Origin of the sequence: Rhabdobacter roseus, assembly GCF_014202275.1 — a bacterium.
Lineage (GTDB): Bacteria > Bacteroidota > Bacteroidia > Cytophagales > Spirosomataceae > Rhabdobacter > Rhabdobacter roseus.
Window position 1 is genome coordinate 726,820 of the sequence record NZ_JACHGF010000002.1, and the last position, 17,060, is coordinate 743,879.

The window sequence follows — 17,060 nt, forward strand, 5'->3', positions numbered from 1 at the left end:
AGATCATCGTATACCACCCCAGAGCGCGATGCGAATTGATTGGAGGAACATCCCCAAATTCCGGCAAGAGCAACCACCGACAAGTATTTCACTGTTTTTAAGGTAGTCATGGCACAAAAGGGTTAGATGCTATAAATTGTATTTTTTCTTTGTAAATGAAGTTAAAAACTCTGTTCCACTATGTACTAAAAACGTCAAAAGGACTTCATTAAGTACAAATATAACATAAAAAACTATCTTTGCAACCTTACTTTACCTAAGAATACTGACAATACGTCATTCGTCTTCATTATCAATACAATACGTCATGAGTAAAGCATTACCTTCTCGCAGTGAGAACTATTCCGAATGGTACAATGAGCTAGTGAAGAGGGCCGACCTGGCCGAAAACTCCGCGGTGCGTGGCTGCATGGTGATCAAGCCCTACGGCTATTCTATTTGGGAAAAAATGCAGCGGGCCCTGGACGATATGTTTAAGGAAACCGGCCATTCCAACGCCTACTTCCCGCTTTTCATCCCCAAGTCATACCTGAGCAAGGAGGCCGCCCACGTGGAAGGTTTCGCCAAGGAATGCGCCGTCGTGACCCACTACCGCCTCAAGCAGGACGAAAACGGAAAAGGAATAGTGGTAGACCCGGCGGCCAAGCTGGAAGAGGAGCTCATTGTACGGCCTACTTCCGAAACCGTGATTTGGAGTACCTACAAAAACTGGATTCAGTCGTACCGGGATCTGCCGCTACTCATCAACCAATGGGCTAACGTGGTGCGGTGGGAAATGCGCACCCGGCTTTTTCTGCGTACCGCCGAGTTTCTGTGGCAGGAAGGCCACACCGCCCACGCTACGGCCGGGGAAGCCATTGCCGAAACCAAACAAATGCTGGAGGTCTACGCTACCTTCGCCGAAGAGTGGATGGCTCTGCCGGTACTTCGGGGCGTCAAAACGCCCAACGAGCGCTTTGCCGGCGCGATCGACACCTACTGCATCGAGGCTCTGATGCAGGATGGCAAAGCCCTGCAAGCGGGTACTTCGCACTTCCTGGGGCAAAATTTTGCCAAAGCTTTTGACGTCAAATTCCAGGATCGGGACGGCAAGCTCGAACACGTGTGGGGTACTTCGTGGGGCGTAAGTACCCGTCTGATGGGCGCCCTAATCATGGCCCATTCCGACGACAGCGGCCTGGTGCTTCCTCCCAAGCTCGCACCGATTCAGGTGGTCATTGTGCCTATTTTCAAGAATGAAGAGCAACTTGAGCAGCTGAGAGCACGCGTCAGTGATATCGTAAAAGAGCTAAAAAAGCGGGGCATCAGCGTAAAATTTGACGACAGCGACGCCAACAAGCCCGGCTGGAAATTTGCCGAATACGAACTCCGTGGGGTACCCGTGCGGCTGGCCCTGGGGATGCGCGACCTCGAAAACGGTACCGTGGAAGTGGCCCGTCGGGATACCAAAACCAAGGAAACCGTACCACTGGAGGGAATCGTGGAGCACCTAAGTACCTTGCTGGACGACATCCAGCAGGCCATTTACGACAAAGCCTTCGCCTTTCGGGAAGCCAATACGACGCCCGTAAATAGTTACGAGGAATTCAAAGAAGTGCTGGACGGAAAAGGAGGCTTTGTGCTGGCCCACTGGGATGGTACTTCCGAAACCGAAGACAAAATCAAGGAAGAAACCAAAGCTACCATTCGCTGTGTGCCGCTGAACGCTCCGGAAGAACCAGGTACCTGCGTGTACTCGGGGGCACCTTCGGCACGGCGGGTCGTTTTTGCCCGCTCCTACTAGCGGTTATTGCCCCCTGCCTGAACGATTCCGACGGCCAATGACGTTATGGTATCTTTACATTTCTAAAAAAAGCATTTTTGATCGTATGAAAAAAGCACAATCCGGAGACACTGTACAAGTACACTACAAAGGTACGCTGCCCGATGGCCAACTGTTCGATTCGTCCGCTGGCCGTGAGCCATTGTCTTTTCAGCTAGGTAGCGGCCAGGTGATCCCAGGCTTCGACGAAGGCGTAACCGGCATGGAAGTGGGTGATAAAAAAACCATCCAGATTCCCTCGGAGAACGCCTACGGGGCGGTTAATGAAGACCTGGTCATTCATTTTGACCGCAGCCAGATCCCGTCCGATATCCCTTTGGAGATCGGTACTACGCTCAACATGCACCAGGAAGGCAACGGCCAGGTGATTCAGGTGGTCGTGAAGGAAGTTCAGGAAGCGCACGTCATTCTGGACGCCAATCACCCCTTGGCCGGTCAGGATTTGATTTTCGAACTCGAATTGGTGGGCATTGAGTAGCCAGCCAGTGCTATAAGCCACTAAGTACCCCATGGCCCCGGTAAGATTTTTACTTACCGGGGCCATGTTTTTTAAGGTACCCAACAGCAACGCTTCCGGCGGTTTTACTGCACCAACTTCAGGCTGTACGCAATGGGCTTTCCGCGTTCAATTTTTAAAAGTACCTGCTTATCACTAAGGTCATTGAGTAATCTGGTGGCTCTTTTTTCGGAGATGTTGATCATGTGAGAAAGTACCTTGGCCGTGATCATGTCGTGCTGTTTCAGGTACTGGATCAGGATTTTGACGGGCTTCAACGCCAGGAGTTTTTCCGTTTCGGCGTCCCGCTCGCCGGCTAGCATCAGCCGGTTGGTAGGAATGGTTTTGTCCTTGGTTCTGACGTAGATGATTCGCTCCCCTTTTTCGTTGAGGGCGTAGTGCGGTTTATCCTCGCTCTCATCTACCTCAATGTGAAGGATTTTCTTACTACCCAATAAAATAGCCTGGTAGCGAATCAACAACGGCTTCTCGACCAAAAAGCTACTCGCCTTTTCAATTTTCTGCATTTCGCGCAGCTCCGAAAGTACCCCGATCACGTCCCGGTTGTCGGCCACGCCCACCAGCAGCACCCCCCCGGAGGTATTGGCAAACGAAGAAAGGGTACGGGCTATTTTGTAGGGACTGTCGATGGTACGCTTAAACTCCACGGTGAGCCCCTCTCCTTTCAGAATCAAATCAAGTGTATTGGTCAGGGATGAGGTCATAGGCTACACCAACGCATATTTTTTGCCCGGCAAGGAGCGCACCATGCCCTGAAACTCCAGGTTGAGTAGCAGCGTGGCCAGTTTGCTCAAATGAATCCCGCTTTGCCAGCTCAGCTCGTCCACCTGCATATCTCCCTGGCGCTTCAACAAAGCAAGTACCTGGCCTTCGTCCTGCGTAAATCCATCGAAGGAAATCTCGGCGGGGGTACTTCCGGGCTTCGTACTTTGCTGCTTATCGTGCCAGCCAATGGCCTCAGCCAGGTCGGCCACGCTGGTAAAAATAGACGCTTTATGGTCCCGGATGAGCGCGTGACAGCCTTCCGACTGCGGGCTATGAAGGCTACCCGGCACGGCAAATACTTCCCGGTGGTAGTTTTGGGCGTACTCAACGGTGATCAAACTACCTCCCCGTTTGGCCGATTCCACCACGATAGTCACGTCACTAAGCCCGGCAATGATCCGGTTGCGGGCCGGGAACCGGCGAAAATCGGGCTTGGCACCCAGCGGATTTTCGGTGATGATGCCACCGAGCTGCTGCATTTCCTGCGAGCTCCGTAAGTGTACCGCCGGGTAAATCACGTCCAGCCCGCTGGCCATCACGCCTACCGTCGGGAGTTGGGTTTTCAGGCAGGCCCGGTGTGCCGTAATGTCCACCCCGTAAGCCAGGCCACTGACTACTACGGGCGCGTAAGGTACCAGCTCCCGGATGATGGCTTCGGTAATACTCTTGCCGTAGTCGGTTACCTGGCGGGTACCCACAATCCCCACCGTGCGGCTGGCGTTGTAGTCCACCTGGCCCCGCGCGTAAAGTACCAAGGGCGAGTCGTAGAGGGGTTTGAGGCGCTGGGGGTAGTGCGGGTCCGAGAAAAAGAGAAGCTGATGCCCCGCTTGCTGGCACACGCGCCACTCCTTTTCGGCGTACGCCAGCCCTTCTTTTTTCAGGATAATGCGTGCTACTTTTTCGCCTATTCCAGGAATTTTAGTAAGCTTTTTTAGATCGGCCTTGAATACCCCCACGGCTCCGCCGCAGTAGCTCATGAGCTGGCGTGTGGTCACCGAGCCAATACCGGGGGTATGAACCAACGCTAAAATATGTATTTTTTCTTCCTCCGTCGGAGCCTGCATACCGATTCGCTGCTACAAATTAAGGCGGCAAATTAGGAAAAAAACCGTAAAATGTAGTGGATTATCCGTAGCAATTGATGAGTCCCGCTTTCCAAAGTAGCCTATTGGATCACCCTGAATAGGCGGTTCCAGCGGATTTTGTTCAGGAAATTGGTGGGGGCCGGGTCGATGGACATCCACACCAATACGGCCTTGCCCACAATGTGGTCTTTGGGCACAAAGCCCCAGTAGCGCGAGTCGGCGGAGTTATGGCGGTTGTCTCCCATCATGAAGTAATAATCCTGCTTGAAGGTATACTGCTCCACGGCTTTGCCATCAATCGTTATGTTATCCTGTTGGATAAGTACCCCTGGCAGGCCTTCGTGGCTCTGGATTATATCTCCGTAGAGCGCTATATTTTCGGGTGTGAGCGCAACAGTCTTTCCTTGGGAAGGTACCACCAGGGGGCCGTAGCTGTCGCGGTTCCAGCCCAGCAGGGGCGAATTGGGGTACAGGCCGGGCTCGGAGGTACCTTGCTCTTGACGCACGACCCGCACTTCCTTTATAAAGTCGTACTCGCGCAGGCGGGCGGCCGTGGGTTCGGTGGTATGGACCAAGTACCCCCGCTCGTTTTGGCTTGTGCTCGAATCGGTGAGGAATTCGGTGTAGCTACTAAAGGCCGAAATGCCATTTTCACGAAATACCCGGTTCTCATTGACGGGAGCAGCCGTAACCACCAAGTACCCATGCTGCAACCGGGGCTGGTTAGGTACTTGTACGCCGTTGATGTACAGCTGGCTATCCCGGAGCTGCAGGGTATCGCCCGGCTGCCCTACGCAGCGTTTGACGTAGTTGGTGCGGAGGTCCAGGGGGTGGGGCGTTAGGTTGGGCAAGACGGCGGCGTAGGTACCTACCAGCTGGGGATGCTCCACGGGCAGATTGAACACCACCACATCGCCCCGCTTTACCTCCGAAAAACCCGGCAACCGAAACTGCGGCATCCTGATCCAGTCCAGGTAGGCCGGCAGCGAAGTACCCCAGATGTTCTGGTGCGTGAGGGGTACCTGAAGCGGCGTGGTGGGCGTGCGGGAGCCGTAGTGCATCTTGCTCACAAAGAGGTAGTCGCCCACCAGCAGGCTGTTCTCCATGGAAGGCGTGGGAATCATGAAGGGTTCAAAAAATAGAAAGCGGATGAGCGTAGCTGCTACCACGGCAAAGACAACCGAATCGAGCCAATCACGCGTGGCTGACTTCTTTTTCTTTTTTACAGAAACGGGCGGAGGTACTTTCTCTTGAACGTGCATGGCTTCAGGCGCTTTAGGTTGAAGCCCCAATATTAAAGGTATTTTTAATAAATCTAAATATTTAATATATAATTTTATTAAATATAATACAAAGAAAAAGCTGCGCGAGGCAGCTTTTTAGAAATGAAGTATCTGGCTAGGGGTACTCTGATCGCCGAGGGTACTTTATTCGATAATGCGGAATAAGCGGTTCCAGCGGATTTTGTTCAGAGCACTCGTCGGATTCGGGTCAATGGACATCCACACAAACACGGCCTTGCCCACGATGTGGTCTTTGGGTACAAAGCCCCAGTAGCGCGAGTCGGCGGAGTTATGACGGTTGTCGCCCATCATGAAGTAATAATCCTGCTTAAAGGTATATTGCTCCACGGCTTTGCCGTCTATGGTCACTTTATTTCCCTCAATCACTACATTCTCGTTATTTTCGTAACGCTTGATTACCTCACCGTACATGGCTACGTTTTCGGGTGTCAGCTGCACGGTTTTTCCCTCGGCCGGGATAGTCACCGGCCCGTAGTTATCCCGATTCCATCGAAACAGGGGCGAATTGGGATAGAGCGAAGGCTCACTGATTTCCTTGGTAGCCTTCACCGTGCGCACGTCTTTCACAAAATCGTACTCTTTCAGCCGGGCGGCAATGGCCTCGGTGGTGTACACCAGGTACCCCGACTCGTCGTTGGACGGGATGGTGTCGTTGTACGTTTCGGTGTAGCCACTAAACTCCGATACACCATTTTCCCTAAAGACCTTCTCTTCGTTGACGGCCGTAGTGGTAGAAACAAAGTACTCGTTTTCCATCCGGACGGGGTTCTCAAGGGCCTGGCCGTTGGCAAACACCTGCATGTCGCGTACTTCGAGCTGGTCGCCGGGGAGCCCCACGCAGCGCTTGATGTAGTTGGTTCGGAGGTCTACGGGGTGCTGGAGCTCCGGGGGGTAGTTAAAGACCACCACGTCGCCCCGCTTCACGTCCGAGAAGCCCGGCAGGCGGTACTGGGGTAGTTGGATCCAGTCCAGGTAAGACGGAATGGAAGTACCCCAGATGGTTTGGTGCGTCAGAGGTACCTGCAGGGGTGTTTTGGGCGTGCGGGTACCGTAGTGTAGCTTACTCACAAAGAGAAAATCTCCCACCAGCAGGCTATTTTCCATGGAGGGAGTAGGAATGGTGAAGGCTTCAAAAAATAGCCAACGGATGAGCGTAGCGGCCACAACCGCAAAAACGATCGAATCCAGCCACTCACGCGCAGCTGACTTGGGTTTGGAAGACTTGGCAGTGCTTCGGTTTATTTCTTTTTCGAGGGCCATATGGGATGATAATCAGATTTTGGTGCAAAGTAAGCGGTAAAAAGTACTTGTTGGGTACGGGTCGTACCGTTATTTCAAACTCAATGGGTCTTCGAGCAGGTCATCCATTCCGTAAACGCCCTGCTTTCCCACTAGCCATTCGGCCGACACCACCGCGCCCAGCGCAAAGCCCTGGCGGCTGTGAGCCATATGACTTATCTCGATGGTATCCACCTCGGACTCGTAGCGGACGATGTGCGTGCCGGGCACTTCCCCTTCCCGCTCAGACGTAATGGGCAGGTACCCTTCCCGCCGGTCGGGAGCCAGGGTCCAGCCTTGAACGGCGGCGTTTTCGGCCTGAATGCCCTCGGCCAGGGTAATAGCCGTACCGCTGGGGGCATCCAGCTTGTGTATGTGGTGGATTTCTGTGAGGGCGAGCTCGTACGGCTGCCCCTGCATGAGGCGCGCCAGCTGTCGGTTCAGCCGGAAGAAAAGATTAACCCCAATGCTGTAATTGGACGCGTAAAAAAAGGCTCCTTGTTTTTGCTGACAAAGCAGCTCAATCTCGGCACGGTGCGCCAGCCAGCCCGTGGTACCACTCACTACGGGCCACCCTTTTTGCAGGCAAGTGGTAATATTGGCATAAGCCGCCTCGGGAGCACTGAACTCGATGGCCACGTCTACGTGCGAGCGGTGGAAATTTTCAAGATCGGCACGGTTCTGAACGTCGATTTTCCCCACAATGGTGTGGCCTCTGTCCACGGCGATCTGTTCGATGGCGCGTCCCATTTTACCGTAGCCTACCAACAAAATATTCATAGTATGTACTTTGTGATCAAATCCGTATAAATCTATTTTTTCATTTAAAAGCCAGCCGTCAGCGAAAAGTCAGTACCAGGCGCAGGCCCGTCATGGGTGCAGGAAGCCCTGGTTGAAAAAGGGCGGGCTCGGCCCGGAGCGTCAGGTCTTCGGAAATATCGAACGTCTTCATGTGGGCAGCTACGTTGGCCTCAATGATGGAGAGTGCGTAGGTAAGGCCCGCCACCACGTACGCGTAGTCGCGCCAGCGGCGGTACTGGTCTTTGCCGCGCCGGGCTATGTCTACGGTAATTTCGGGCGTAGTAAATTTTCCGTTGAGGTCATAAAAAAAATCCAGGTACTTTACTGGCACTCGATCTACTCCTGGTTTTAGCGCCCCGGTTTCTAAATTATAGAAAGAGTAGTAGGCATCCAGGAAGTTGTTGTAACGGACAATGTTCCAGTATACCGAGTAGCCCGCCCCGGCCAGAGCGGCGTACACAAAGGGTAGTTTCCAGTAATCGCGGTTGTAGATCTGCCCGCCGCCCGGAATCATGATGGCCCGCATGGCCGCCTTACGGGGAATGGGTTTAAACGTAGCGTCAGCGACCGATCCCAGCGAATCCAGAGACAGGGTACGGTTGAGGGTATCCATTCGGATGCCCGGCCCTACTACCTTCCCCACACTATCAATTCTGATTTGCTGGGCCTGCGCCCATTCCAAAGATCCCAGCGCTAGGATTCCTATTAAAAACCATTTTTTCAAGCCTTCCCTTCAAATTTCAGCGTTTCCAATATCCGGTCGAGCTCCTCCTGCGTCGTAAAAGGTATCTTAATTTCTCCTTTGTGATTTTCATCACTCTTGATGGATACCTTGGCTCCAAAAAAGGAAGACAACCGGAACTGTAACGATCTGATTTCCTGCTTAATTGTTTGAGTCCGGCGTTCTTTCGCGCCCGGCTCGGGGATGAGCGTCAGCTTGCGTACTTCTTCTTCAACCTTCCGCACCGACCAGCCCTCCTCGATAATTTTTTTGAAAATCTTCAGCTGTACCTCGCTGCTGTCGATGGTGATGATGGCCCGGGCGTGGCCCATGCTGATCTGGTTGTCGCGCAGGGCGGCCTGGATCACCGGGGGTAGCTTCAGGAGCCGAATGTAATTGTTAACCGTGGTCCGGTTTTTCCCTACCCTTTCGCCGAGTTCTTCCTGCTTGAGGCTACACTCGTGCATCAGCCGCTGGTAGCTCAGGGCAATTTCGATGGCGTTGAGGTTCTCGCGCTGGATGTTTTCGATGAGCGCCATTTCCAGCATCTGCTGGTCGTTGGCAGTCCGGATGTAGGCGGGGATATTCGCCATCCCAATCGACTTGGAAGCCTGTAAACGGCGCTCGCCCGATATAAGCTGGTACTTGTCTTTACTGATTTGCCGTACCGTAATGGGCTGGATGATCCCCTGCACCCGGATCGAGTCGGCGAGCTCCTGCAGGGCTTCCTGGTCAAACCGGGAGCGGGGCTGGAAAGGGTTGGCTTCAATGAGATTGACATCGATCTCATTCATGGAGCTGATCGCCTCGTAGGGCGAGGTACGCTGATTGCTTTGCCGACTGGCATTTACGGAATCAGAATCTTGTAAAAGCGCTCCCAAGCCACGCCCCAAACCCACCATTTTTTTATTTTTATTTTCCATACTGCACCGTAGTAATTCTTCTCAGAGTAAAGTAGATTAACAGAAAGGCTGACGTAACTTTTTCTTACCCAATCCGGGACCTAACCGGAATCCCCCGACCTTTCCGCTATGATGATCTCATCGAGCTGCTGCCAGGGCAGCTCAACGACCAAGTTGATGAAGACTTGTAGTCGCTTTTTCTAGCTTACCCCTACTGAATGATCCTGCGAAAGCAGGCCGTTTTTGGTTAGGATTTCACGGGCTAGATTCAGGTAGCTGATGGCCCCTTTGCTGTCGGCATCCTGGGCCAGAACCGGTACGCCGTAGCTAGGCGACTCACTAAGCCTGACGTTACGCGGGATGATCGTATCAAAGACCAGCGACTGGAAGTGGGTAGTTACTTCGTTGACGACCTGGTTGGATAAACGCAGCCTTAGATCGTACATCGTCAGGAGAATACCCTCAATGGCCAAGTTGGTATTGAGCCGCGACTGGATGATGGTGATCGTATTCAGTAATTTGCCCAGTCCTTCCAGGGCAAAATACTCGCACTGCACGGGAATGATGACCGAGTCGGCCGCCGTGAGGCTGTTGATGGTGATTAACCCCAGGGAAGGCGAACAATCGATGATGACAAAATCGTAGTCGTCCCGGATGGTATCCATCGAGTCTTTCATCCGATCTTCCCGGTTCTTGAGATTAATCATCTCGATCTCCGCCCCTACCAGGTCGATGTGCGACGGCAGCAGGTCCAGGTTAGGGAAATCCGTCTGGATGATGATGTCCCGGGTCCGGATGCCCTCTACCATACACTCGTAGATGCTGTACTCGATTTCTTTCGGATTAAAACCCAGACCGGAGGTTGAATTGGCCTGAGGATCAGCGTCGATAATAAGGGTGCGGAATTCAAGAGCCGCCAGACTCGCGGCCAGGTTTATGGCCGTGGTAGTTTTCCCGACTCCTCCTTTTTGATTTGCAATCGCAATGACTTTGCCCATTTGTTTTTGAGTTACCGGATTCAAATTTCAGGTATTCGGGGCAAATAGCCAAAAAATGTTCCACGGACTTTTAGTACTTATCTGTTAAGCTTTATCTATCAAGCCGTTGTAATGCATTATTTTTTGTGCAAAGAAAACAAAATGCTTGTTTTGGCAGGTGTTTCACGCCCAAACCTTCGTTCCCTCAGTGCAATTCTTGCACATCTCGATTTCGGAACGGGACCGAATGAGGGTTTCGCGGAAAGTACCGTACTCCGGGCTGCGCCATAATTCACGGAAGGTCTGCCGCTTCATATCGCCCAGCCGGTGGTGCGCATCTTTGTCAAAGCAGCAGGGTACCACCAGGCCGTCCCAGGTGATTACGCAGGAGTGCCACATTTTCCAGCAGTGGTCCACCAGCGCGTTTTTGATGGAATAGGTACCATCGGCTTCGGGCCGGTAGCGCGAGTACTCATCCAAGGTAGGAATGAGCGCGGAGCCTTGCTCGTACTCGTAAATTTGGGCCGTTTTAAGCCCTACCTCATCCACGCCCAGCTCCCGGGCCAGCTGCCGTACCTCCCCGATCTGGTGCTCGTTGGGCCGCACTACCAAAAACTGAAAGATCACGTGCGGGGTACTTGATTTGAGGGCTTTTTTCCACTTAATGATATTCCGGGTACCTTCCAGTACCTTCTCCAGCTTGCCCCCCACCCGGTACTGCTCGTAGACCTCCTGCGATGTACCATCAATGGAAATGATCAGCCGGTCCAGTCCTGACTCCACCGTCAGGCGGGCTTTCTCGTCGGTGAGGTAATGGGCGTTCGTTGAGGTAGCAGTATAAATCCCTTTTTGGTGCGCGTAGCCCACGAGCTCCAGGAATTTGGGGTGTAGGTAGGGCTCTCCCTGGAAGTAAAAAATCAGGTAGAGCAGCGTGTCGGCCAGCTCGTCGATGGTTTTTCGGAACAGGTCCGCTTCCATCATGCCCGTGGGCCGCGTAAACGACCGAAGGCCGCTGGGGCACTCCGGGCAACGCAGGTTACAGGAGGTAGTCGGCTCAAACGATATGGCGATGGGCATTCCCCGGTGGGTATTCCGGCCCGTGTACTTTGAATAAAAATAGCTCCCAACTACCTGTAGCGCGTTCCAGGCCCGCCGGGGAGTCACTTTCGACAGTAGGTTGAGGCCATCTTTCCAGTTTCGATTCATGGGTGCAAATTACACGATTCTTCGCAAAATACACCGGTTGGGTAAATAGTATGCCGGAGAATCTAACCATTAGGGCTCGAATCCGTTTAAATCAGATCAGCCAAGCAATATTGTTTCCCAACCCTCCTATGCAAACCTAATTCTACCTGTGTATGAAGTACCCTATCCTCATCGCGGGCGGCGGCCTGGCCGGATTGGTCTGTAGCATCGAGTTGGCGCAGGCTGGTCTGAGGGTGATCCTGATCGAGCGTAAGAAGTACCCCCACCACAAGGTCTGTGGCGAATACGTTTCTAACGAAGTGAGGCCTTACCTGGAAAAACTCCGCCTGGACCTGAAGGCACTGGGGGCCGTTGAGATCCAACGCTTCCGGCTCACTTCTCCCCGTGGCAACGTGCTGGATACCCGCCTGGACCTGGGCGGCTTTGGCATTAGCCGGTACCGGCTCGACGCCGCGCTTTATGAGCTGGCGCTGCAAGCGGGCGTGGAGGTAGTACTCAATACCACCATCACGGATATTCAGTGGAAGGCGGACGGCTTTGAGGTGCAAACGCCCGAAGCGTGTTATCAAGCCGAAATCGTGGTGGGAGCCTACGGAAAGCGCGCCCGGCTTGACCGGCAGCTGGAACGGCCCTTCATGCAGCAGCCTTCGCCCTACTTGGGTGTAAAGTACCATGTGCGCTACGATTTCCCCGACGACCTCATTGCGCTGCACAACTTCAAGGGTGGGTACTGTGGTATTTCAGCCGTTGAGGAGGGTAAATTCTGTTTTTGCTACCTCATCGAGCGCGCCGCCCTCAAGGCCTTTGGAAGTATTCCGGTGATGGAGAAAAAAGTACTGGCCCGCAATCCACACCTGTATTCCATTTTGCACGAGGCGGAGTTTCTGTACGATAAGCCGGAGGTCATCAATGAAATATCCTTTGCTCCCAAAAAAGCCATCGAAAATCACATCCTGATGGCGGGCGACGCCGCCGGGCTCATTACGCCCCTCTGCGGCAACGGCATGGCCATGGCGATCCGGGCCGGAAGTATGGCCGCTCACGAAATCACGGGGTACTTTAACCACCACCACAACCGGGCCCAACTGGAAGAGAAGTACGCCCAGCGCTGGCAAAATGAGTTTTCTACCCGCCTCTGGGTAGGCAGAAAAATACAGCGCCTCTTCGGCAGTGAAGCCCTGTCCGAAATGGCGCTGCATTTTTTTGGAATGGTACCACCCGCCATGCGGCTCGTGATCCGGCGTACGCACGGCAGTCCGTTCTAAAGAAGAAGAGGTACCTACCCTACTACTAAGGCTAAGTACCTCTACTGAAACAAGCCGAAGGTACCTTGTAGGGGGTACTTTGTAAGTACCCCCTACAAGGTACCTGTGCCGGCCTGATCAGGTACCTCCGTAGGCGGGTTTATTTATATCGGGTTTATCCGTATTTCTGTTTTGGTGTAGTACGTGTACTACGCTCGGGTCAGGCTCCCCGTTTTCGTCGGCGTAGGTGTCCTCGATGTCGTTTAGCCGCTCCCGCTCGTCGCTGTTGAGCTCTTTCACTTCCGATTTATCTTTTTCCGTCTGGGTAGGTCCTGCTTTGGTCGCCCCGCCCGGTTGTTTGCTTTTATAAGGCATGTCCGTGGTCGTTTGGTTGATGAATACGTTTAGATTCGATTTTCCAAAAAGGCTAAAAAAGCATACCACTTTGCCGAAGCCTTGCCTACTCAAGGGGTAGTTCGGTGGTACTTTTGACCTGGGACATCACAAAAAAACTACTGATGTGCAGCACACTTTTAAGGACCGAAAGATTTTGCTGGTAAAACTGATTATAGGCCTCGACGTCGTCTACCACGATTTTCAATAGGTAGTCGAAACTACCCGACACCACGCAGCACTCCAGTACTTCGGGCATTTGACCTACCGCCTCGTTGAACTCCTCAAAGCTTTCTTTGCGTTGCTTGTCGAGCGTTATGTTACAATATACCAATAGATTCTTCCCCAGCTTACGGCGGTTCAGCAGGCACACATACCGCTCAATGTACCCTTCTTTCTCGAGCTTGCGAATGCGGTCGTGGACGGGCGTGACGGAGAGATTGACCCGCGCGGCCATTTCTTTGATGGTAAGCTGGGCGTTTTGCTGGAGCAGCTTCATTAGCTGGCGGTCCGTGGCGTCTGGGTTCATCAACAGAAATATTTTTGGGTGACAGCTTTTATATTTGTCCTGGCAAAGAAAAATAGTAACTATTCTGCCTGAATAATAGAAATTTTTTCTGTAATTATTGGTACATAAAGTACCATTTCCTATTATTAGTACTTTTGCAAAAGAAATAGCGAAGGTATTCTCGCTTTAACTTTTCTTCTATATATGATCATTGGTGTTCCGCAAGAAATAAAGAACAACGAAAACCGGGTGGCTTTAACACCCGCCGGAGTCACTGAATTTGTGAAGCAGGGACATTCCGTATACGTACAGCAGGGTGCGGGTGCCAGCAGCGGCTTCACCGACCAAGAGTACCGCGAAGCCGGGGCTACACTCCTGGCTACCATTGAGGAAGTATACGGGATCGCCGAAATGATCATTAAAGTAAAGGAGCCCATTGCGTCGGAGTACCCGCTCATTAAAGAAAATCAACTCCTGTTTACCTACTTTCATTTCGCCTCGTCACAGCCTCTCACCCAGGCCATGATCGAGCGTAAAGCCGTGTGTCTGGCTTACGAAACGGTGGAAAAAACCGATCGAAGCCTGCCGTTGCTGGTGCCGATGAGCGAGGTAGCCGGCCGCATGGCGGTGCAGGAAGGCGCCAAGTACCTCGAAAAACCTATGGGCGGACGGGGTATTTTGCTGGGCGGCGTAGCGGGAGTAAAACCCGCTAACGTACTGGTGCTGGGCGGCGGTATTGTAGGTACCCAGTCGGCCAAGATGGCTGCGGGGCTCGGTGCCAACGTCACGATCGTGGACATCAGCTTGCCGCGCTTGCGGTATTTGGAAGACATCATGCCTGCCAACGTAGATACCGTGATGTCCAATGAATACACGATTCGCCAGCTGGTACAACAGGCCGACCTCATCATTGGCGGGGTACTTATCCCCGGTGCCAAGGCCCCTTCGCTCATCACCCGGGACATGCTTAAGCTCATGCGTCCCGGTACGGTGATGGTCGACGTAGCCATCGATCAGGGCGGTTGTTTTGAAACATCTCACGCTACCACGCATCAGGATCCAATCTATGTCGTGGATGACATTATACATTATTGCGTAGCGAACATGCCCGGAGCCGTACCGTATACGTCTACGCTGGCGCTAACCAACGCAACCCTCCCCTACGCTTTGCAACTGGCTGGCCAGGGCTGGCAAAAAGCCTGCTCGCAAAACGAAGAGCTGCGGAAGGGACTCAACATTGTACACGGAAAAGTGGTATACCGGGGCGTGTCTGATGCCTTTGACTTGCCCTTTACCGAGGTGAGCGAAGTACTGGGCCACGTAGCCCACGTGTAGGATTGAGTAAAAAGTAATTAAGGTGGAGTAGTATGGAAAGCGACCCGGAATTTGATGGGTCGCTTTTTTATTTTCTAAAAATATTACAATTATTTAGACCGAGTACGCACAGTATTCAAATATTATTCTTACTTTTGCAAAAAATAAAACGAACATCCGTTCGCACTTCTGCTTCTACTCCGGTTTGGGTGATTTGAACTACCATTAACTTTTCCGTTCAGATCTTAATGCCGTAATTATCTTGCAGAGCCACACGGATGACTCGTGGTGGGCTTTGCGTTATCCCCTGTTAGTACACATACCAGTACCCTTTTAGCGTTGATCAGATCGATCGAGGCAAAGCACGTTTCCGTGTGGGCACTAACCTGTTTATACTCTCTCCCACCTATCTCATCCTAGTTTTATAATCTACAATTTACAAGAAAATGACAATTGAAACTTTTGCCGACCTGGGGTTATCCGAAAACATCCTTAAGGCCGTCAACGAAATGGGCTTCGAGAAGCCTTCCCCCATTCAGGAGCAAGGTATACCGCCCGTGATGCAGGGCTACGACGTAATCGGCCAGGCCCAAACGGGTACCGGAAAAACGGCGGCCTTTGGCATTCCCGTGCTGGAAAAGATAGATCCTACCAATAATGCCGTACAAGCCCTGATTCTGTGCCCCACGCGGGAATTAGCCGTGCAGGTGTCCGAAGAAATTAGCCGCCTGGGCAAGTACATGCGCGGCATTCGGATTGAGACCATCTACGGTGGTGACTCGATCGAACGCCAGATCCGTTCCCTAAAAAAAGGGGTTCATATCGTGGTAGGTACCCCCGGCCGCGTCATGGATCACATGCAGCGCCGGACGCTTCACTTCAACGAAGTACAAATGATGGTACTTGACGAAGCCGATGAAATGCTCGACATGGGCTTTCGCGAGGATATCGAGAGCATTTTGAAAGAAATGCCCGAAGAGCGCCAAACGATCTTGTTTTCGGCTACCATGTCCAAGCCGATCATGTCCATCACCAAGCGCTTTCAGAACGACCCCGTTCTGATCAAGGTAGTTCGGAACGAGCTGACCAACCAGAACATTGAGCAGGTTTACTTCGAAGTAAAGCCGCAGGCCAAAGTAGAGGTGATGACCCGCCTTATCGACATGTACCACCTGCAGTCGCTGCTGGTATTTTGTAATACCAAACGCAAAGTAGACGAGATCGTGGAAGAGCTGCAGCTTCGCGGCTACGCTTCGGAAGGCCTGCACGGTGACCTGCGCCAGCAGCAGCGTACCAACGTCATGAGCAAGTTCAAAGCGGGCGTAACGACCATCCTGGTGGCTACCGACGTGGCCGCTCGTGGTATTGACGTAAGCGGTCTGGACGCGGTCATCAACTACGATGTACCCCTGGACGAAGAGTACTACGTACACCGGATTGGCCGGACGGGCCGGGCAGGTATGTCGGGCCGGGCGTTCTCGCTGGTTGCCCGCGACGAAAAGTACCGTTTGCGCCAAATCGAAGGCTATACTAAAGTGAAAATCGAGAAGGGCGTTATTCCTTCCTTTGAAGATATTGTGGGAATCCGGAAAGCCCGCTTTGTGGATAGCATCGCGGCCGCCATCCAGGAAGGCGATACGGATCTTTACGAAGACGTGCTGGAGATGCTTCGGCATAGCGGCTACTCCACCGAGCAAATCGTGGGAGCCATGGCCAAGCAAATCATGGGAGTCCAAAAAGACAACTACGCCAATGGCAACCTGGCTTGGGAAGAAAAACGCAACGACCGGATGGGAAGCGACCGTCGGGAACGTGGCGGCGACCGCTTTGACGCCGGAGACCGCCGCGGCCGCTTTGACCGCGACGACCGCCGGGGCGACCGTGCCCCCAGCAGAAGCGATCGTCCGGCCAGTCGCAACAGCAGCCCTACGACCGCCGAACCCGGCATGACGCGTCTTTTCCTAAGTGTAGGCCGTAAGGATAACATCCAACCGCGCGACATCGTAGGAGCCATTGCCGGTGAAGCCAAAATTCCTGGCAAAGCCATTGGAGCCATCGACATCTTCGATAAGTTTACCTTTGTGGACGTACCCGAGCGCGACGCTCGTTCCGTGGTTCGGGCCATGGATGGCAACACCATCAAAGGCAAGCAGGTACAAATTGACATCGCCAAGTAATTCCTTTTTCTGGCAAAAATAAAAGGGGCCTATCTCACACGAGATA

General features: G+C 52.9%; 16 protein-coding genes. 5 read left to right on the plus strand and 11 right to left on the minus strand.

Annotated features, from left to right (window positions below):
• Window positions 1-307: 307 nt before the first annotated feature.
• Together proS and HNQ92_RS08170 are read left to right on the plus strand one after the other, a co-directional pair.
• Window positions 308-1,783 (plus strand): proline--tRNA ligase, encoded by a 1,476-nt coding sequence (proS, locus tag HNQ92_RS08165; protein ID WP_184172994.1) that lies wholly within the window; start codon window positions 308-310, stop codon window positions 1,781-1,783.
• Between the two features lie 85 nt (window positions 1,784-1,868).
• Window positions 1,869-2,300 carry an FKBP-type peptidyl-prolyl cis-trans isomerase gene (locus tag HNQ92_RS08170; RefSeq protein ID WP_184172996.1) on the plus strand — a complete coding sequence of 144 codons (432 nt, stop codon included), beginning with the start codon at window positions 1,869-1,871 and terminating at the stop codon, window positions 2,298-2,300.
• A gap of 104 nt (window positions 2,301-2,404) precedes the next feature.
• Here HNQ92_RS08170 and HNQ92_RS08175 read toward each other — a convergent pair whose 3' ends face one another.
• From HNQ92_RS08175 to HNQ92_RS08215, 9 genes are all read right to left on the minus strand, one after another.
• Complete coding sequence (locus HNQ92_RS08175) at window positions 2,405-3,043, minus strand: AlbA family DNA-binding domain-containing protein (protein WP_184172998.1); 639 nt, start codon at window positions 3,041-3,043, stop codon at window positions 2,405-2,407.
• Window positions 3,044-3,046: 3 nt separating this feature from the next.
• Complete coding sequence (gene dprA, locus HNQ92_RS08180; RefSeq protein WP_184173000.1) at window positions 3,047-4,168, minus strand: DNA-processing protein DprA; 1,122 nt, start codon at window positions 4,166-4,168, stop codon at window positions 3,047-3,049.
• A gap of 101 nt (window positions 4,169-4,269) precedes the next feature.
• A complete protein-coding gene (lepB, locus tag HNQ92_RS08185) occupies window positions 4,270-5,451 on the minus strand; it encodes a signal peptidase I (RefSeq protein WP_184173002.1) in 1,182 nt (393 codons plus the stop codon).
• 165 nt (window positions 5,452-5,616) lie between these two features.
• On the minus strand, window positions 5,617-6,753 hold the full coding sequence (gene lepB, locus HNQ92_RS08190) for a signal peptidase I (RefSeq protein WP_184173004.1): 1,137 nt from the start codon (window positions 6,751-6,753) through the stop codon (window positions 5,617-5,619).
• Window positions 6,754-6,822: 69 nt separating this feature from the next.
• Window positions 6,823-7,551 (minus strand): 4-hydroxy-tetrahydrodipicolinate reductase, encoded by a 729-nt coding sequence (dapB, locus tag HNQ92_RS08195; protein ID WP_184173006.1) that lies wholly within the window; start codon window positions 7,549-7,551, stop codon window positions 6,823-6,825.
• 58 nt (window positions 7,552-7,609) lie between these two features.
• Window positions 7,610-8,296: a DUF5683 domain-containing protein gene (locus HNQ92_RS08200; RefSeq protein ID WP_184173008.1), complete on the minus strand. Its 687-nt coding sequence runs from the start codon at window positions 8,294-8,296 to the stop codon at window positions 7,610-7,612.
• Window positions 8,293-9,216 (minus strand): ParB/RepB/Spo0J family partition protein, encoded by a 924-nt coding sequence (locus HNQ92_RS08205; RefSeq protein WP_184173010.1) that lies wholly within the window; start codon window positions 9,214-9,216, stop codon window positions 8,293-8,295. The genes HNQ92_RS08200 and HNQ92_RS08205 overlap by 4 nt, the downstream gene beginning before the upstream one ends.
• Before the next feature lie 179 nt (window positions 9,217-9,395).
• Window positions 9,396-10,193: a ParA family protein gene (locus HNQ92_RS08210; protein ID WP_184173012.1), complete on the minus strand. Its 798-nt coding sequence runs from the start codon at window positions 10,191-10,193 to the stop codon at window positions 9,396-9,398.
• Between the two features lie 162 nt (window positions 10,194-10,355).
• Entirely contained in the window at window positions 10,356-11,378 is a 1,023-nt protein-coding gene (locus tag HNQ92_RS08215; protein ID WP_184173013.1) for an SPASM domain-containing protein, read from the minus strand.
• Window positions 11,379-11,530: 152 nt separating this feature from the next.
• On the opposite strand from HNQ92_RS08215, the gene HNQ92_RS08220 reads away from it, so the two are divergent.
• The gene (locus tag HNQ92_RS08220) at window positions 11,531-12,643 is read left to right on the plus strand and encodes an NAD(P)/FAD-dependent oxidoreductase (RefSeq protein WP_184173015.1); all 1,113 of its coding nucleotides are present in this window, start codon (window positions 11,531-11,533) and stop codon (window positions 12,641-12,643) included.
• 117 nt (window positions 12,644-12,760) lie between these two features.
• Here the strand turns inward: HNQ92_RS08220 and HNQ92_RS08225 are convergent, their stop codons facing one another.
• The gene (locus tag HNQ92_RS08225) at window positions 12,761-12,997 is read right to left on the minus strand and encodes a hypothetical protein (protein ID WP_184173017.1); all 237 of its coding nucleotides are present in this window, start codon (window positions 12,995-12,997) and stop codon (window positions 12,761-12,763) included.
• 85 nt (window positions 12,998-13,082) lie between these two features.
• Window positions 13,083-13,544: an Lrp/AsnC family transcriptional regulator gene (locus HNQ92_RS08230; protein ID WP_184173019.1), complete on the minus strand. Its 462-nt coding sequence runs from the start codon at window positions 13,542-13,544 to the stop codon at window positions 13,083-13,085.
• A 183-nt stretch (window positions 13,545-13,727) separates the two neighbouring features.
• On the opposite strand from HNQ92_RS08230, the gene ald reads away from it, so the two are divergent.
• Window positions 13,728-14,858: an alanine dehydrogenase gene (ald, locus tag HNQ92_RS08235; protein WP_184173020.1), complete on the plus strand. Its 1,131-nt coding sequence runs from the start codon at window positions 13,728-13,730 to the stop codon at window positions 14,856-14,858.
• Between the two features lie 425 nt (window positions 14,859-15,283).
• Window positions 15,284-17,014 (plus strand): DEAD/DEAH box helicase, encoded by a 1,731-nt coding sequence (locus HNQ92_RS08240; RefSeq protein WP_184173022.1) that lies wholly within the window; start codon window positions 15,284-15,286, stop codon window positions 17,012-17,014.
• The last annotated feature ends 46 nt before the right edge of the window (window positions 17,015-17,060 follow it).

What these genes read in the sequence shown, in the direction of transcription:
- proS (WP_184172994.1), top strand. Translation starts at nt 308, where the DNA reads ATGAGTAAAGCATTACCTTCTCGCAGTGAGAACTATTCCGAATGGTAC.
- HNQ92_RS08170 (WP_184172996.1), top strand. Translation starts at nt 1,869, where the DNA reads ATGAAAAAAGCACAATCCGGAGACACTGTACAAGTACACTACAAAGGT.
- HNQ92_RS08175 (WP_184172998.1), bottom strand. Translation starts at nt 3,043, where the DNA reads ATGACCTCATCCCTGACCAATACACTTGATTTGATTCTGAAAGGAGAG.
- dprA (WP_184173000.1), bottom strand. Translation starts at nt 4,168, where the DNA reads ATGCAGGCTCCGACGGAGGAAGAAAAAATACATATTTTAGCGTTGGTT.
- lepB (WP_184173002.1), bottom strand. Translation starts at nt 5,451, where the DNA reads ATGCACGTTCAAGAGAAAGTACCTCCGCCCGTTTCTGTAAAAAAGAAA.
- lepB (WP_184173004.1), bottom strand. Translation starts at nt 6,753, where the DNA reads ATGGCCCTCGAAAAAGAAATAAACCGAAGCACTGCCAAGTCTTCCAAA.
- dapB (WP_184173006.1), bottom strand. Translation starts at nt 7,551, where the DNA reads ATGAATATTTTGTTGGTAGGCTACGGTAAAATGGGACGCGCCATCGAA.
- HNQ92_RS08205 (WP_184173010.1), bottom strand. Translation starts at nt 9,216, where the DNA reads ATGGAAAATAAAAATAAAAAAATGGTGGGTTTGGGGCGTGGCTTGGGA.
- HNQ92_RS08210 (WP_184173012.1), bottom strand. Translation starts at nt 10,193, where the DNA reads ATGGGCAAAGTCATTGCGATTGCAAATCAAAAAGGAGGAGTCGGGAAA.
- HNQ92_RS08215 (WP_184173013.1), bottom strand. Translation starts at nt 11,378, where the DNA reads ATGAATCGAAACTGGAAAGATGGCCTCAACCTACTGTCGAAAGTGACT.
- HNQ92_RS08220 (WP_184173015.1), top strand. Translation starts at nt 11,531, where the DNA reads ATGAAGTACCCTATCCTCATCGCGGGCGGCGGCCTGGCCGGATTGGTC.
- HNQ92_RS08225 (WP_184173017.1), bottom strand. Translation starts at nt 12,997, where the DNA reads ATGCCTTATAAAAGCAAACAACCGGGCGGGGCGACCAAAGCAGGACCT.
- HNQ92_RS08230 (WP_184173019.1), bottom strand. Translation starts at nt 13,544, where the DNA reads ATGAACCCAGACGCCACGGACCGCCAGCTAATGAAGCTGCTCCAGCAA.
- ald (WP_184173020.1), top strand. Translation starts at nt 13,728, where the DNA reads ATGATCATTGGTGTTCCGCAAGAAATAAAGAACAACGAAAACCGGGTG.
- HNQ92_RS08240 (WP_184173022.1), top strand. Translation starts at nt 15,284, where the DNA reads ATGACAATTGAAACTTTTGCCGACCTGGGGTTATCCGAAAACATCCTT.